15 protein-coding genes and 3 pseudogenes are annotated in these 14,282 nt (G+C 71.0%); 11 read left to right on the forward strand and 7 right to left on the reverse strand.

What is annotated here, in order from left to right; translation table 11 throughout:
* Positions 1-27 precede the first annotated feature (27 nt).
* Positions 28-900 (forward strand): annotated as a pseudogene (locus LE548_RS10505) (IS5 family transposase).
* Here LE548_RS10505 and LE548_RS10510 read toward each other — a convergent pair.
* The 3 genes from LE548_RS10510 to LE548_RS10520 all read right to left on the reverse strand — a co-directional run bounded on the left by LE548_RS10510 (position 884) and on the right by LE548_RS10520 (position 3,453).
* Positions 884-1,618 carry a hypothetical protein gene (locus LE548_RS10510; RefSeq protein WP_225096407.1) on the reverse strand — a complete coding sequence of 245 codons (735 nt, stop codon included), beginning with the start codon at positions 1,616-1,618 and terminating at the stop codon, positions 884-886. The pseudogene LE548_RS10505 and the gene LE548_RS10510 overlap by 17 nt on opposite strands.
* Before the next feature lie 796 nt (positions 1,619-2,414).
* Entirely contained in the window at positions 2,415-2,822 is a 408-nt protein-coding gene (locus tag LE548_RS10515) for a rodlin (protein ID WP_225096408.1), read from the reverse strand.
* A 220-nt stretch (positions 2,823-3,042) separates the two neighbouring features.
* Entirely contained in the window at positions 3,043-3,453 is a 411-nt protein-coding gene (locus LE548_RS10520) for a rodlin (RefSeq protein WP_225096409.1), read from the reverse strand.
* A gap of 260 nt (positions 3,454-3,713) precedes the next feature.
* Between LE548_RS10520 and LE548_RS10525 the strand changes: the two genes are divergently transcribed.
* From LE548_RS10525 to LE548_RS45990, 3 genes are all read left to right on the forward strand, one after another.
* The gene (locus LE548_RS10525) at positions 3,714-4,127 is read left to right on the forward strand and encodes a rodlin (RefSeq protein WP_225096410.1); all 414 of its coding nucleotides are present in this window, start codon (positions 3,714-3,716) and stop codon (positions 4,125-4,127) included.
* Between the two features lie 293 nt (positions 4,128-4,420).
* Positions 4,421-4,648 (forward strand): chaplin, encoded by a 228-nt coding sequence (locus LE548_RS10530; protein WP_225096411.1) that lies wholly within the window; start codon positions 4,421-4,423, stop codon positions 4,646-4,648.
* 121 nt (positions 4,649-4,769) lie between these two features.
* Complete coding sequence (locus LE548_RS45990; protein WP_225096412.1) at positions 4,770-5,519, forward strand: chaplin; 750 nt, start codon at positions 4,770-4,772, stop codon at positions 5,517-5,519.
* Between the two features lie 360 nt (positions 5,520-5,879).
* Here LE548_RS45990 and LE548_RS10540 read toward each other — a convergent pair.
* The 3 genes and pseudogenes from LE548_RS10540 to LE548_RS45995 all read right to left on the reverse strand — a co-directional run.
* Positions 5,880-6,438 (reverse strand): annotated as a pseudogene (locus LE548_RS10540) (glycosyl transferase family 1); the annotation flags it as partial.
* Positions 6,435-7,082, reverse strand: coding sequence for a lipopolysaccharide biosynthesis protein (locus LE548_RS10545; protein WP_225096413.1), 648 nt, complete (start codon positions 7,080-7,082; stop codon positions 6,435-6,437). The gene LE548_RS10545 and the pseudogene LE548_RS10540, both read right to left, overlap by 4 nt.
* Before the next feature lie 281 nt (positions 7,083-7,363).
* A pseudogene (locus LE548_RS45995) lies at positions 7,364-7,948 on the reverse strand (hypothetical protein); the annotation flags it as partial.
* A gap of 195 nt (positions 7,949-8,143) precedes the next feature.
* Between LE548_RS45995 and LE548_RS10555 the strand changes: the two are divergent.
* From LE548_RS10555 to LE548_RS10580, 6 genes are all read left to right on the forward strand, one after another.
* Positions 8,144-8,383, forward strand: a complete 240-nt coding sequence (locus LE548_RS10555) for a chaplin (protein ID WP_225096457.1) — start codon at positions 8,144-8,146, stop codon at positions 8,381-8,383.
* 174 nt (positions 8,384-8,557) lie between these two features.
* The gene (locus LE548_RS45395) at positions 8,558-9,544 is read left to right on the forward strand and encodes a hypothetical protein (protein WP_263635899.1); all 987 of its coding nucleotides are present in this window, start codon (positions 8,558-8,560) and stop codon (positions 9,542-9,544) included.
* Between the two features lie 170 nt (positions 9,545-9,714).
* Entirely contained in the window at positions 9,715-10,005 is a 291-nt protein-coding gene (locus tag LE548_RS10565) for a hypothetical protein (protein WP_225096414.1), read from the forward strand.
* A gap of 129 nt (positions 10,006-10,134) precedes the next feature.
* The gene (locus tag LE548_RS10570; RefSeq protein WP_225096415.1) at positions 10,135-10,626 is read left to right on the forward strand and encodes a DUF5949 family protein; all 492 of its coding nucleotides are present in this window, start codon (positions 10,135-10,137) and stop codon (positions 10,624-10,626) included.
* Positions 10,626-11,210 (forward strand): vitamin K epoxide reductase family protein, encoded by a 585-nt coding sequence (locus LE548_RS10575; protein ID WP_225096416.1) that lies wholly within the window; start codon positions 10,626-10,628, stop codon positions 11,208-11,210. The genes LE548_RS10570 and LE548_RS10575 overlap by 1 nt, the downstream gene beginning before the upstream one ends.
* Before the next feature lie 139 nt (positions 11,211-11,349).
* The gene (locus LE548_RS10580; protein WP_225096417.1) at positions 11,350-11,865 is read left to right on the forward strand and encodes a hypothetical protein; all 516 of its coding nucleotides are present in this window, start codon (positions 11,350-11,352) and stop codon (positions 11,863-11,865) included.
* A 346-nt stretch (positions 11,866-12,211) separates the two neighbouring features.
* Here LE548_RS10580 and LE548_RS10585 read toward each other — a convergent pair whose 3' ends face one another.
* The gene (locus LE548_RS10585) at positions 12,212-13,171 is read right to left on the reverse strand and encodes a D-2-hydroxyacid dehydrogenase family protein (protein WP_225096418.1); all 960 of its coding nucleotides are present in this window, start codon (positions 13,169-13,171) and stop codon (positions 12,212-12,214) included.
* Positions 13,172-13,428: 257 nt separating this feature from the next.
* Here LE548_RS10585 and LE548_RS10590 point away from each other — a divergent pair, with 257 nt between their 5' ends.
* Complete coding sequence (locus LE548_RS10590) at positions 13,429-14,133, forward strand: helix-turn-helix transcriptional regulator (RefSeq protein ID WP_225096419.1); 705 nt, start codon at positions 13,429-13,431, stop codon at positions 14,131-14,133.
* The last annotated feature ends 149 nt before the right edge of the window (positions 14,134-14,282 follow it).

Below are 14,282 nucleotides of genomic sequence, written 5' to 3' on the forward strand. Positions count from 1 at the left end.
TCTTTCGACGTGAGATGATCTTGGTTCGTGGCACGTGGAGACCTGACGGACGCGCAGTGGGCGGTGCTGGAGCCGCTGTTGCCGAAGGGCAAGAAGCCAGGACGGCCGCCGATATGGACGCGTCGGCAGTTGATCGACGGCATACGGCTCCGGGTCCGCACCGGGATCCCCTGGCGGGACTTGCCCGAGCAGTACGGGCCGTGGGGCCGAGCGTACGACTTGTTCCGCCGCTGGCAGCGGGACGGAACCTGGCATCGGATCTTCACCGAGTTGCAGGCCCAGGCCGACGCGAAGGACCTGATCACCTGGGACCTCAACGTCGACTCCACCGTTGTGCGCGCCCATCAGCATGCCGCCGGGGCGCGGAAAAAGGGGAGCTGCAGAAGGAGCCGCCCGGCGGCGTCGCGGCCGAGCCTGCCGACCATGGGCCGGGCGTTCGCGCGGGGGCCTGACCACGAAGCTGCACCTGGCTGTCGGGCAGTGGCAGAAGCCCATGTCGATCGTGATCACGGCCGGGCAGCGGGGTGACTCCCCGCAGTTCGAGGTCGTCCTGGGGCGCGTCCGGGTTCCCCGCCCCGGGTCTGGCCGGCCGCGCACCCGGCCAAGTCGGGTCCGTGCCGACAAGGCGTACGCCTCGCGTAAGAACCGCGCCTACCTGCGGCGGCGTGGCATCCGCTGCACCATCCCGGACAAGGCTGACCAGGTGCGCAACCGCAAGAAGCGGGCTCGCGCGGCGGTCGTCCTCCGAAGTTCGACGCCGAGGACTACAAGGCGAGGCACGCGGTCGAGTGCGGCATCAATCGCCTCAAGAGGCATCGGGCGGTTGCCACGAGGTATGACAAGTTGGCGGTCCGCTACGAGGCGACCGTGCTGGTAGCAGTCATCAACGAGTGGCTGTGACCGGCAGATGCCGAGGCTGAGGGTTCGCTGGGCAGCGTGGTTGGGGGCGGTTGTGGAGGGCGCGGGTGACGGTGGTCAGCAGGTCGTCCAGGCCGTTGGCGAGGAACCCTTCGGGACGGAAGGCGTGGACCGGGCCGCCGTACTCGGCAAGCTGAGGCCGCACGCGTAGATCCCTCTGCCAGTCACGCAGGTCCTCGTGATGCCGGACCATGGCGACGCGGTCCAGACCGGTCAAGCCCAGCTCACGCAGCTCGATGCCCAGGGCGTCGAAATACTCGCGGGTCTGCCAGTTGGAGGAGCTCCGCGGGTGGATAGGGGACAGGCCGGTGACGACGAGCGCCCACGGTCCTGCGGGAGGTGTGCCGATCCGTGTCGCCAGGCGCCGGGCGGTCTCGCGGGTGTCGATCCTGTCTGACACCGAGTCGGCTTCGTAGTCCAGCCAGTCCTGCGGATCCCACCGGCGGACCACGAGGGTGTAGTCGACGGGTACGCCGATCACCCGGGGGCGGCGGCCGGAGTCGATGGCCACGATGTCACCAGCCTCCCCGTCGGCGAGCATGCGCCGCTGCTCCGCCCGGGCCGCCTGGGCCTGGTAGCGCGTGCGGCGCTGGTCGGGAGGGAGCACATGCTCCGCCGGCGGGAGGGGTTGCTCCCACGCCTCCACCGCCTCGGGGCTCAGCCACCCCGTCCGGTCCGGCTCGGGCCGACTCTCGGACATTTCCCGGGTCAGACCGGCGAATGCTGCGCGAGGCCCGCCCGCGGTCCACATCGTCTGGAGAGCCACCCGCAACTGCCCCGGAGTGGTCTGCAGATCCGGGTTCACGTGCGGCCATGGCTCCCGATATCGGTTCGGCACAAACGCTTCCGCGTGCGCGTTGCCGAAGACATCGACCAGGTACGCGACACGGGAACCGCGGCGAGCCAGGGCTACGCCAACGGCTGCACTCAGCAGACTGGACCCTTGCTTCTCGCCGACGCTGATGAACTCGATGCACCCCCTGGGGCCGGAGGTCGACCCCGAGGCGTGGACTTGCCTCGCGGACTGTGCAGACTCCTCTTCCATGCGGACCTCCGTGAGACCCCAGATTCCTTGGCAACTACGCCCTGGTCATCGGCGACGCGTGGGCGTCGGCCTTCGCCGTCGAAGGATCCGTCGAGGACCTGCAGAAGTTCGCCCGACGCGTCTCGGCCATCGTCGAAAGCCTGCCCCAGACAGCCGCCACGACCAAGCCCCGCACCTGACACCGATGGCAGCGGCGCTAAATCAACCCGCTTTGCCCCGGCAATGACAGGAGCCTGACCATCCACAGCACGCCACGGCGCCACAGCTGTTCAGGCTCTCTATCTGTCACGAGGCGACCGCCGTCACAATCCGCAGCGAAGATCTGTGATCCAGAACTTTCGATACACGCCCTAGCGGCCCGGCCACGAGGACGTCCTGCTCGCCGAAGGTGAAGCAGAAACGGCGGCGGGCCACCGGGGGGCTGGTGACCCGCCGCCGCGGAAGGACTCGATCAGCCGTTGTTGGTGCCGTTGCCGGACAGCGCGGAGATGTCGTCCAGGATGTGCGACAGGGCCTCGTCGCCCTTGGCCTGGGTGGAGTTCTCGGTGCACTGCTGGTTCTGCGGCGAGGACAGGACCGGGATGTCCTGCACGCCGACGTTGACCAGGGCGACGAGGGACTGGACGTCCGCCTTCGCCGGCAGGCCGATGCAGGGCTTGTTCAGCGAGCCCTGGACCAGCGAGAGCTGCGGGCTCATGTTGCCGAAGGTGGCCGAGTTGCCGAACGACTGCGTGGCGTCATTGCCGCTGAACGACGTGGTGCCGTGGTCGTCACCGATGGCGAGGGCCTGGGGGGCCGCCATACCGGCGAGACCGGCGACGGAGGCGGCGACAGCCGCGGTTGCCCACAGCTTCTTCATGTTCGTTCCCTTTCGAAAGGCGGACTCCGGGGAGGAGCTGCGTGATTGTCAACGCTGCCGATCCGCCCCGGGTTGCGCTGTTTGCCCCGATCGGGCCAGCGCAGTCCGATGAGGTCACAAGCGCCCTTGGCCTGCGGGGCCGGTCAGGACAGACCGAAGGGCTGCCGGGAAGCGGCAGCCCTTCGGGGCGGGCCCGTACGGGGCCCGGGAGATCTCCGGATCAGTGGTTGCCGGTGCCGTTGCCGGACAGCGCGGAGATGTCGTCCAGGATGTGCGAGAGCGGCTCGTCGCCCTTGGCCTGGGTGGAGTTCTCGGTGCACTGCTGGTTCTGCGGCGAGGACAGGACCGGGATGTCCTGCACGCCGACGTTGACCAGGGCCAGGATCGACTGGGCGTTGACCTTCGCCGGCAGGCCGATGCAGGGCTTGTTCAGCGAGCCCTGGATGAGCGCCATCTGCGGGCTCATGTTGCCGAAGGTCGCGGAGTTGCCGAACGCCTGCGAGGCGCCGTTGCCGCTCAATGACGTGGTGCCCGTGTCGTTGCCGATGGCCAGGGCCGGCGACGCGACGGCGGCCGAAGCACCGACGACGGAGGCGGCTACCGCGACGGTAGCCATAACCTTCTTGATCACTTGCGCATTCCCTTCTGAAGAAACCCCGTCCACCGGAGCACCTGGTTCAACTTCCCATCTCATGAATGGTTGCTCCGGTTCACTCCGATGGCCCACACAGGGGCGTGTGGACCTGCCCGGTGCGCGGGCTGAGGAATTCCACCGGTTCCGTCAAGCCGAACGATCCGATCGGGTGACGCCCCGCAACCGATCCGCTGCGGGCCGGTTGTTGCGGGGGCAGGAACGTGCGTCTTGGCGAGGAGTCAGGAAAGGAAAGCGAAATGCTGAAGAAGGCAATGGCCGCGGCGGCGGTCGCCGCGTCCATCATCGGTGTGTCGGCGGCGGCGGCCCCCCAGGCGCTTGCCATCGGCAACGACACGGGCACCACGTCGCTCAGCGGCAACAGTGCCAGTGAGGTGTTCGGCAACAGCGTGACCGGGGGCAACCTCAGCCCGCAGGCCACGCTGGTGCAGAGCTCGCTCAACAAGCTCTGCGTCGGCCTGCCGGCGAAGGCGGACGTCCAGTCGGTCGCCGCCCTCATCGCCAACGTCGGTGTCCAGGACATCCCGGTGCTGTCCTCGCCGCAGAACCAGCAGTGCACCGAGAACTCCACCCAGGCCAAGGACGACGAGGCGCTGTCGCACATCGTGGACGACATCTCGGCGCTGTCGGGCAACGGCACCAACAACGGCTGACCCACACCGATCCCACCACCGCCCGGACGGCGCGCCGATTTTCGTGCCGTCGCCCGGGCGGCTTTTGCGCGTCTTCCTGGAGAAGCGTTTCTCTGCCGCAGCCTCATGGCTTCCGCGGACGTGTCAAATCTATGGAGGCGTTCGAGTGAATTCCACGACGGTGCACGTTCCAGAGTTTCTTCGGCTGTCTATCCCTCGTTCTACAAGCAGCCGGTCATGGTGCGAGCCGTTCCAGTTGTGCTCGCTCGGTTTCGAGCCGTCATAGGGGCATGACCGCAGAGAAGGGAAAAGTCATGAAGAAGAGCACTGCTGTCATCGCCGGCGCCATCCTGGCCCTGGGCGGGGCCGCCCCGGCATTCGCCGACGCCGGGGCCAACGGTGCCGCCACCAACTCCCCGGGCGTCCTTTCCGGCAACGTGATCCAGGTTCCGGTGCATGTTCCGGTCAACGTCTGCGGTAACACGGTGAACGTCATCGCGCTGCTGAACCCGGCGTTCGGCAACGTGTGCACCGCCCACTGACGGCGTAAGCAAACCCTCAGCCCACCGGCTGTGTTCTGGCTGGCCCCGGATCGTCGATCCTCCGATCCTGTTCGTCCCGGGGCCGGCCTTCCCATCTGCTTCGAGCAGGAAGACAACGAGATTGCGACAGACTCTCAGCAAGGGCATGGTCGTGGCCGCCGCCGCGACCGGCGTGCTGTCCTTGTACGGCGGCAGCTCCGCGCTCGCCGACTCCAACGCGCAAGGCGTCGCCCAGGGTTCGGCCGGCGTGCTGTCCGGCAACAGCGTCCAGGCACCGGTGAACGTCCCGGTCAACGTCTGCGGCAACTCCGTGGACGTGGTCGGGGCGCTGAACCCGGCGTTCGGCAACTCCTGTGCCAACGAACAGGGTTCACCGACGCGCCAAGGCGGAAGCGACCAGCCGGGTACCGGAAGCAAGACCACCCCGCCCCCGCACGGCGGCGACACTTCGCCACCTCCGCATGGCGGGGGTGCTACCACCCCACCATCCCGCGGCGGGGGCGGGACCACCCCGCACGGCGGCGACACTTCGCCACCTCCGCATGGCGGGGGTGCTACCACCCCACCATCCCGCGGCGGGGGCGGGACCACCCCGCACGGCGGCGACTCGACGCCTCGCACTCCTGGCGGCGGTAAGTCGACACTCCCGAGCCGTGGTCACAGCATGCCCCCCAGCGGCGATCACACCACCCCACCCGGCGGGCGCGAGGCCACCCCGCCGGCCGGCGAGGACCGCCAAGCGCCGCCGCCGACCCTTGCGCACACCGGTGGTGACGGCCCGGTCATGCTCGCGGCCTCGGCCGCCGGCGCCGTACTGATGGCGGCGGGAACGGTCCTGTACCGTCGCGGCCGAGCCGCGGCCCGCCGATAGGGCGCCGGGGGCCGGAGCCCGAGAGTCCGGCACACAGCCCGCGCCCCGAAGGGGCGCGGGCTGTGTTTGACAGGCGGGGCTACCACCGCCTAGGCACGCCCGGCAACTGACCCGCAGAGGCTCGACGGCCCGTCAAAACAACGACCCTTTCAGCGGAGCGCCCCGCCGGAATCCGCCACCCTGCCGCCCCCGCGCGCAGCCGCCGTACCCTCGGCGCCGGCGTGCCAGCCGTGAAGGCTGCGCCGCGCACGAACCGTGTCGCGGAGCCGTGACGAGACCGGCCAGGAGCAGTCCGGGGTCTCCGGCGCCCCGTCGGCGCCCGTGGCCAGCAGGGCCCGCAGCTCGGGGGGAGCGCAGCCGCAGCCGGTCCCGGGTGGCGCGGACCCGCTGCCGGGCCTTGTTCGAGGGCAGTCGGGCCACCACTCCGTCCATGGGTACGGTGGGCAGTTCCAGCACAGGGAGTTGGCCACCGTGCGGCGCGGGCCGCGCCAGTGGTCGTAGATCCGCTCCACCGCGCCGCCCGGCCGTACCTCGCGGAAGCCGATCAGCGTGGTGCGCGCCGCGTCCGTCAGTGCCACGGTGAGCGCGCCGGCCGCGCGCCCGTTCTCGGCGTCGTCCAGCAGGACGTCCGCGTAGTCGGAGATCGCGCCGCCGAGCGGCACCAGCGCGGGCCGCGGCCGGCGGACCAGCATCAGCGGCGCTGCGGTCACCAGTTCACCGCCGGAGCGGACCAGCAGCAGCCGTAGCCGGCCGCACCCGCCGTACGACAGCCACCAGGAGTGCAGCCAGGCGTGGCTCTGGAACAGGGTCGCGGTGGCGCACCGTCCGTTGCCGGCGCGGCGAAGCCCGCCTCGTCGGTGACGAGTTCCGTGCCGAGTCCGGTGATGCTGCCGGGACGTACCGTCCCGGTGGCCGTCACACCCTGCCGTGTGCGTCTGCGGCGACGGCCGGGCCGGGCACCGAGGCCGGACGTGCGGACTGCTCCTCCTCCGGTCGGCGCCTCAGCCGTACCAGCAGCCCGAGCGTGCCGAGCAGTCCGCCCGCGCTCGCCCCGACCAGGGCGGTCACCTTGACGGAGGCCGAGCTCGGCGCGGTCGGCTTCACCGCACGGGAGAACTGAAGTAGCTGGACGTGCGTCTCCGCCGCGGTGTCGTCGGCGTGCCGGATGAGCGCGCGGGCCACCGCGTTGGCCATGTCTACTGACAGGGTCGGGCGGGTGGACGTGGCGGAGACCGAGACCATCGGTGCGTCCGCCGAGGTCGCGGTGCGGACGCTGTCGCGCAGGATGTTCACCGGCACTCCGGCCCACACCTGGGCGTCGCCGAGCACCGCGAGCTGGGTGGCGACCCGGCCGTAGGCCTGCGCGAAGCCGAGGGCGGAGGCGGTGTCGGACCTGTCGATGGGTACGGCGATGACATAGCTGGTCGCCGTGTACGCCGGGGGCTTGACGACGCCGTACTCGACGCCGAGCAGCCCGCCCGCGACGACCCCGGCCGCCACCAGTGACCAGGCCGGGAGCGTGCGGAGACGGGAGAGACGGACAGTTCGGTGGTTCTTGGCCATGAGGGTTCGCTCCCTGCTGGACGGTGACCTGGTCGGGGACTTGCGGGCCGTGAGCGCCGCCGTGTAGACGTCCATGAGGCGGGCGGCGCTGCGAGTGATGCGGCAGTGGTGGGTCGCCTTGGTGCGGTGCGCGGGCCGGGTCCGGCGGCGCGGACCTCGGCGACCAAGCGGACGCAGGCGTCGGCGTCGCACCTGAGGCGCACCGCGTCCGGAGCCGCCTCGGGCGGGACGTCCTGCAGGACCGGGCAGGAGGTGTAGCAGACCGGCAGCCCGGCGGCGAATGCCTCAAGGACCGCGAGTCCGAACGCTTCCTCCAGGGAAGGCGCGGCGAGCACGTCCATCGCCGAGGCCGGCGCGGGCAGGCCCCGGCCGGACGAGTCGTCGCCGAGGTACGGCCGCTCTCCGGCGAACAGCACCCGCTGCGGCGACCCCCACCTCGCGGGCGGCCCGCCGCAGCGGGCCCCTCTGGGCCGACTCCGGCCGGAAACAGCCAGGAGCCGGGGTAGTCGGGGCAGAGCGCGGTCAGGGCGCCGAAGCGTTTGCCGGGGCGAGTCGGCCGATGACGAACGCGTCGGCGGGCAGCCCGAGTCGGTCGCGGGTGCGCCCCCGGGCCGCCGGGTCGAAGGCGAACCGGGCCAGGCCGATGGCGTTGGGCGCAGATTGCCGCCCCAGTGCGGCCGCGCGTAGGCCACCCGGCCACCCTCGGGGACGCGGACCTCGGCACGGGAGCAGGCGGGCGCTCTCGGGGCAGGGCGGTGCGGCCGGCCGGCTGGGCGACGGTGGGGGCGGCGAGGGCCAGGGCGCCCGCCGTTGTGAACAGCAGCGGACCGAGGAACTTGCGCATGACCGGCGGGGCCCTTTCGCACGTGCTGGAGAGATCCACAACTCTAGTGGCCATACGTATTAATCTGGCGAAACAGGATATAGGTGTTGAAATGCTGAAGGCTCCCCTTTCCGGCGCATCACCCCTTTGGCGGCACAACTCCCGGCGCTGTGGCGCGTTGACCACGGCGCCGGGCATCCGCCCGGATGTTTGTGTCGATCCCAAGGAGCACCTCTCCATGTCGCGTATCGCGAAGGGTCTGGTCCTGACCTCCGCCGCCGTCGCGGCCGTCGCCGGCGGTGCCGGTGTGGCCTCCGCCGACTCCGGCGCGATCGGTGGCGCCGCCAACTCCCCGGGCGTGCTGTCGGGCAACGTTGTCCAGGTTCCGATCCACGTTCCGATCAACGTCTGCGGAAACACCGTCGACGTCATCGGACTGCTGAACCCGGCGTTCGGTAACACCTGCGTCAACCACTGACGTTCGGGCGTCACCCTTCGGCCGGCCGTCCGCCCCGCGTCATCGCTTCGGGGGCGGGCGGCCGGTTTTGCGCTCGCCCACATGGGTCACTATGCGTGTTCGAACGGTTGCGGACAGCGATCGGTCAACAGACGGTGGCATCAGGTCTCGATGTACACCGAAAGGAACACCCTTATGCGTGGTTTGCCCGCGCGGCGCCTTGCGTCCACCACTCTCTGCGCCGCCGCCCTGGTCGGTATCACCGGCCCGGCAGCCGTCGCCGCCGATTCGGCCGGAGAGCGAGCCCACAGCTCCTCCCAGCCCGCCGTGCCGGGCGCGGAGAAGCTGCTCGCCCGGGTCAGAGCCCTGGACAACACCGGTTCCGTCCCCCAGCCGGTCGTCGACCTGCTCAAAGTGTCCCTGCAGAAGGGCAAGCTGCCGGCCGACGAGGCCAGGGAGCTCGGCGACGCGGCCCATCAGGCCATCGCCGAGGCGGCGAAGTCCGACCCGGCCTCGCTGATGAAGCCCACGACGCCCGCCACCCCCACGACAGCCGCGAAACCCACCGCCCCGGCCGTGTCCACGCCTACGGCGCCCGCCGCGTCCAAGCCGTCGACTTCGACCGTGCCGGCTGCCAAGCCGTCGGCGTCCGTCGTACCGTCGGCCGCCAAGCCGACCGCACCGGCCGCGTCCAAGCCGACCGCGTCCAAGCCCACTACGTCGGCTGCGTCCAAGCCGACCGCACCGGCCGCGGCCAAGCCGTCCACGTCCGCCGCCAAGCCCACCGCGCCGGCGGTCCCCTCGACCGCCGCCGTACCGTCCACGTCCGCCGTACCGTCCACCCTTCCCTCGACGTCCGCCGTCCCCTCGACGTCCTCCGCCGCCACCTCCAAGCTCCCCGCGGCCACGGCCGCTCCGGTGGCCGCGAAGTACCTCGACGACGGGAAACCGCCCTCGTCCCGTGACCTCACCTCCGACGCGCTGGCCAACCTGGAGAAGGCCATCGACAACCTGGTGAAGGCGGTCACATCCGACCTGTCCGCGGTGCTCTCGTCCGCCACCGGCCTGGTCAACCTGCTGACGAACACGCTCCTCGGCAGCGGCCTGCCCTCCCCGAGCCCGACCTCCCTGGCCTCGCTGCCGTCCGCGCCGTCGCTGGCGGCTCTGCCCGCGACCAGCTGACCGCGGCCGTCACCACCGTCTCAGCCGCCGTGCCCCGTCCGGGCGCGGCGGCTGAGCGCTTTTCCCGCTCATATGTCTTCTCGGCGCGGGGTTTCCGGCCCGGCCGGGCCTCGTTAGGCACGGCGTCAGAACTCCCTGGGGTGACTTGAGTTGCCGAAGAAAGGAACACGATGAAGTCCCTGAAGGCTGCCGCTGTCGTTGCCGGTTCCGTGGCCCTCGCGGGCGTCGCCGCGCCCGCGTTCGCCCACAACGCCGCCGACGTGACGCCCACCAGCCTCAACGGCGCCGTCAACCAGCTCACCAAGGCTCCGCTCACCCTCGACGACGCGATGCCGCTGCAGCACCAGTCGGACGCGCTCAACACCGAGAACAAGCACTCCGTGCTCAACACGGTCAAGCGCGTGACCGGCGCGGTGAACCAGCACAACCCGCTGCTCGGCGGACTGCCCCTGCAGAGCTGACACCCCGTTCGCCCCCGCGCGCGACGTTCCGGCCTCGCTTCCCTCGTTCGTGTGGAGCGGGGCCGGGCACTGGTCCGGAAGGGTGAGAAGCCGCCCGGTGGCGCGCGGACGCGTCGATAAGGTCGCGCGGTGACCTCAACCTCAAGCGACCTCCGCCCGGCCGACCTCGGCACGCTCGTCCTCCTGGCCTGGAGCGGCGAGGCTCCCGACGGCGCCGACATGCCCTACCTGCTGGCCTACTCCCTCGGTGACGCCGAGGGCGGCCCGCAGACCACCGCGGCCGCCGTCGAGAAGCTGCTGACCAGCAACGGGCTGCCGGTCGGCGGCGACCTGGTCGACGGCAACGGCCGGCCCAGCCTCCCCGTCAGCCTGCTGGTCGAGGCCGGCCAGGCCGTCGTACGGATGCCGCAGCTGGTCGCCCAGGCCGACGCGCCCAAGGAGTGGCTCGCCGCCGTCGCCGAGCGCGGCTACGCCTACCTCGTGTTCACGACCCGCGCCTGGCCCGAGGGCGAGCCCGGCAAGACCGTCGAGCCGGCCGACCTGGCCGCCTTCGCCGGTGCCGACGAGACCCTGAAGGCCGCCGCGCACGTCGTCCTGCCGGCCGGCAGCGTGCGCCGCTGATGGTCAGGGCCCTGGCCGGCGGCCGGGGGTTCGGGCTGCTGCTGGTGCTCACCGGGGCGGCCGGCCTGCTCGCCTCCTGGGTCATCACCCTCGACGAGTTCAAGCTGCTGAAGAACCCGAACTTCGTCCCCGGGTGCAGCCTGAACCCGGTGGTGTCCTGCGGCAGCGTGATGAAGAGCGCCCAGGCCTCGGTGTTCGGGTTCCCCAACCCGATGCTGGGTCTGGCGACCTACGGCGTCGTCGTGTGCGTCGGCATGAGCCTGCTGGCCGGGGCCCGCTTCCCCGGCTGGTACTGGCTGGCGTTCGAGGCCGGCTGTCTGTTCGGCGTCGGGTTCGTCTCCTGGCTCCAGTTCGAGTCCCTGTACCGGATCAACGCGCTGTGCCTGTGGTGCTGTCTCGCATGGGTCGCCACGATCCTGATGTTCTGGTACGCCACCTCGCTGATCGTCAGAACCGGCTACGTGCCCGCGCCCGGCTGGCTGAAGCGGTTCTTCGCCGAGTTCACCTGGGTGCTCCCGGTGCTGCACATCGGCGTGATCGGCATGCTCGTGCTGACCCGCTGGTGGGACTTCTGGACCAGCTGAAGAGACCAGCTGAAGAGTGACGAGCCGACAATTACGGCAGCCGGGGGAATTGTGCACTGAAGCGGTTTTCCGGCTCGTTACGCGGTACGGACGTCGAATTCCCGCAGCCCCGCATCCTGAAAGGGAGACCGTACCTGACATGAAGTCGACTACCCGAGGAATCCTTGCCGTCGTCGTCGCGGGCGCCGCGGCCGCCGTGGGGGCCGCAGCCACCCCCGCCGTCGCGGTCGGCACGGTCCCCGTCCCGGTGCCGCTGGAGGGCGTCTCCCAGTCGCTCGGCATGGAGGTGCCAGAGGCCGGCCTGGAACTGCCGCTGCTGACCCCGGGCACGCCCGAAGGCCCGCGCTATGTAACCGGGCACCTCCTGCCCGACCGGACCCTACCCCAGCTGCCCGTCAACGGCGCGCTACCCGGCGCCGACCTGCGGGCGCCGCTGCCACAGCTTCTCGGCGAGCGCTTCGACCACGTGGGCATCGAAGCCCCCGCCTCCGACCTGCGCACCCTCGGCCCCGGTCTGAACCTCGACGCGCCCCTGACCCAGCCCGATCCGCGCAACTTCGGCCTCCCGGACCTCAAGCTTCCCGAGGCCGGCGTTCGCGCCCCGGTCCTCCAGACGGTCGCGGGCGCCAACCTGAGCAGCGGGCCGGGAGTGTAGACCCGGAGAGCACGGGGCCGGGGCCGTAGCCCCCCGCACCCGGGCCGCCGTACCCACGGATGGTTCTCAGGCGGTGTTGTTCGGGAAGCGCAGCGGCGGACGTGCCGCCGCACTTCCCGTTCAATGGCGCCACGCGTGGCTGGTCACGGTGATTGCCCCGGGGGCATCCTTTTAACGGCAGCTTCACTGGAGTGCGGAGCGATGGCGGATACCGCAGACTGAGGTTGCCGTACGGCATCTGCCACACCGCACGGTTCCGGTCCCACAGGCGGCCGTACCGCGTGGTTCCCGTCCCGCGGGTGGCCGTGACGCGTGGTTCCTGGCCGTCCGTACGCCGCGGTCGCCCTCAGGGCAGCAGCCGTACCGGGGAGCCCGTCAGATAGGCGCGGATGTTCTCCACCGCCTGGCCGTAGTACGTCGTGTAGTTGGACCGCGAGACATAGCCCAGGTGGGGCGTGGCGAGCAGGCGGGGCGCGGTGCGCATCGGGTGCCCGGCGGGCAGCGGCTCGATGTCGAAGACGTCGACGCCCGCGCCCGCGATCCGGCCCTCGTGCAGCGCGGTCAGCAGGGCATCCTGGTCGACCACCGATGCCCGGGAGGTGTTGACCAGATAGGCGGTCGGCTTCATGAGGGCCAGTTCGGCGGCGCCGATGAGGCCGCGCGTGGCGTCCCCGCCGGGCACCTGCACGGAGACGAAGTCGCTGCCGGCGAGCAACTCCTCTTTGGAGTTGGCCAGTTCGACCCCTTGCCCGGCGGCGCGCTCCTTGGTCAGGCGGGGGCTCCAGGCGCTGACCCGCATGCCGAAGGCGAGGCCGACCTGGGCCACCCGGCCGCCGATCCGGCCGAGGCCGAGGATGCCGAGCCGGGCGCCGTGCAGATCGGTGCCGACGGTGGACTGCCAGGGGCCGCCGGTGCGCAGCGCGGTGTTCTCCTGGACGATCCCGCGGGCCAGCCCGAGGATGAGCGCCCAGGTCAGCTCGGCGGGCGGGATGCCCGAGCTCTGCGTGCCGCACACGGTGACGCCGTGGCGCTCGGCGGCGGCGTAGTCGATGACGCTGTTGCGCATGCCGGAGGCGATGAGCAGCCTGAGCCGGGGCAGGCGGGCGAGCAGGGTGCCGGGGAAGGGGACCCGTTCGCGCAGAGTGACGACGATGTCGTAGCCGGCGAGGGCCTCGGCGCGGGCGTCCTCGTCGGCGAGGTGCTCGCGCAGCGCGACGACCTCGACCTCGTCCTCGATCACCGACCAGTCCGCCAGTTCGGTGGCCACGCCCTGGAAGTCGTCCAGTACCGCACAGCGAAGTCGCATGTCGATTCTCCCTTCCCCGTTCCCCGTTCGGGGACTCTAACGCGCGGGGCAGAGGCCATGCGGTGGGCGGGTGGGTTCGTGGGGATGCGGAACGTGCATCCCCATTTCGTTCGTGAGGCGGATCACAAGGCGATATCAAGACGAACTGTGCGGCGCTACCTTAGGGGGTTGCCGCCTCCGGCCCAGCGATGCGCGGGAATGCGGCGCCATGAAGAAAAATGCCCCGTCTGGGGTGGGGCATCGAGACAGGGGGACCCGTGCCTTATCCGGCTGCAGCGCAGTTTCTGCGCACAGCGATTCCCGACATCGTCCGCTCCTATCAGAGCGCGCTGCGGGCGGTCCGCAGTCCGCTGGCGACGCGCAAGGAGGCGTGGCCGAAGTGCCGCGACCAGGCGCAGGCGATCGTCGAGGACTGTGTCACGGCGCTGATGGGCGAGCAGCCGTCGCCGCCCGCCGAGGCCCGCAGGTACTCGCATCTGGTGGGCGTCGACCGGGCCACGCAGGGGATCGCGGTGGCCGAGTCGGTGCGTGCCGTGGACATCCTGTGGAGCGCGATGCAGCCGGCCGTGCGCAGTGCCGTGAGCTGCGAGGCGGCGGCCCGGCGCACCGCCGCGCTGCTGGTGATCAGCACGGCGTTCCGGGCCAGTTCGGGCAGCCGGCTCTACGCCGGAGCCGTCGGGTACGACGCCGCGCCGCCCCCGCTGCCCGAGGAGCCGGCGGAGGAGGAGGCCCGCTCCGACGCCTCCGGCGAGACCCCGGTGCAGTCGGCCGCCTGCGCGGGGCTGTCGCAGCGTGAGAGACAGGTGCTGGAGAGGGTGGCGAGAGCCATGACCAACAGCCAGATCGCCCGTGACCTCGGCATCGAGACGGCGACCGTGAAGCGGCACCTCAACAACATCTACGCCAAGCTCCAGGCGGAATCCCGGATCGACGCCATCAACAAGGCCTACGGGCGGCGCTGAGCCGGTCTGCTCCGAGGCGCCGGCGGGTGGCTTCGGGTGCGCAGCGGCCGGGCCCGGGTGCCGTGGTGCGGGTGGGCGCGGCGCCGGGTCCGAGTCGGCTGGCCCGGGTGCCGTGGCCGACGGCGGCACCGGGTTCCGAAACGGCCGGG

This window comes from Streptomyces sp. CoH27 (genome assembly GCF_020181035.1).
GTDB lineage: Bacteria > Actinomycetota > Actinomycetes > Streptomycetales > Streptomycetaceae > Streptomyces > Streptomyces camelliae.

Excerpts from the sequence above, each read along its gene's own strand:
- LE548_RS10555 (WP_225096457.1), top strand. The coding sequence starts at position 8,144 with ATGTCGCGTATCGCGAAGGGTCTGGTCCTGACCTCCGCCGCCGTCGCG.
- LE548_RS10585 (WP_225096418.1), bottom strand. The coding sequence starts at position 13,171 with ATGCGACTTCGCTGTGCGGTACTGGACGACTTCCAGGGCGTGGCCACC.
- LE548_RS10510 (WP_225096407.1), bottom strand. The coding sequence starts at position 1,618 with ATGTCCGAGAGTCGGCCCGAGCCGGACCGGACGGGGTGGCTGAGCCCC.
- LE548_RS45395 (WP_263635899.1), top strand. The coding sequence starts at position 8,558 with ATGCGTGGTTTGCCCGCGCGGCGCCTTGCGTCCACCACTCTCTGCGCC.
- LE548_RS10530 (WP_225096411.1), top strand. The coding sequence starts at position 4,421 with ATGAAGAAGAGCACTGCTGTCATCGCCGGCGCCATCCTGGCCCTGGGC.
- LE548_RS10565 (WP_225096414.1), top strand. The coding sequence starts at position 9,715 with ATGAAGTCCCTGAAGGCTGCCGCTGTCGTTGCCGGTTCCGTGGCCCTC.
- LE548_RS10575 (WP_225096416.1), top strand. The coding sequence starts at position 10,626 with ATGGTCAGGGCCCTGGCCGGCGGCCGGGGGTTCGGGCTGCTGCTGGTG.
- LE548_RS10580 (WP_225096417.1), top strand. The coding sequence starts at position 11,350 with ATGAAGTCGACTACCCGAGGAATCCTTGCCGTCGTCGTCGCGGGCGCC.
- LE548_RS10515 (WP_225096408.1), bottom strand. The coding sequence starts at position 2,822 with ATGAAGAAGCTGTGGGCAACCGCGGCTGTCGCCGCCTCCGTCGCCGGT.
- LE548_RS10545 (WP_225096413.1), bottom strand. The coding sequence starts at position 7,082 with ATGGCCAAGAACCACCGAACTGTCCGTCTCTCCCGTCTCCGCACGCTC.
- LE548_RS10525 (WP_225096410.1), top strand. The coding sequence starts at position 3,714 with ATGCTGAAGAAGGCAATGGCCGCGGCGGCGGTCGCCGCGTCCATCATC.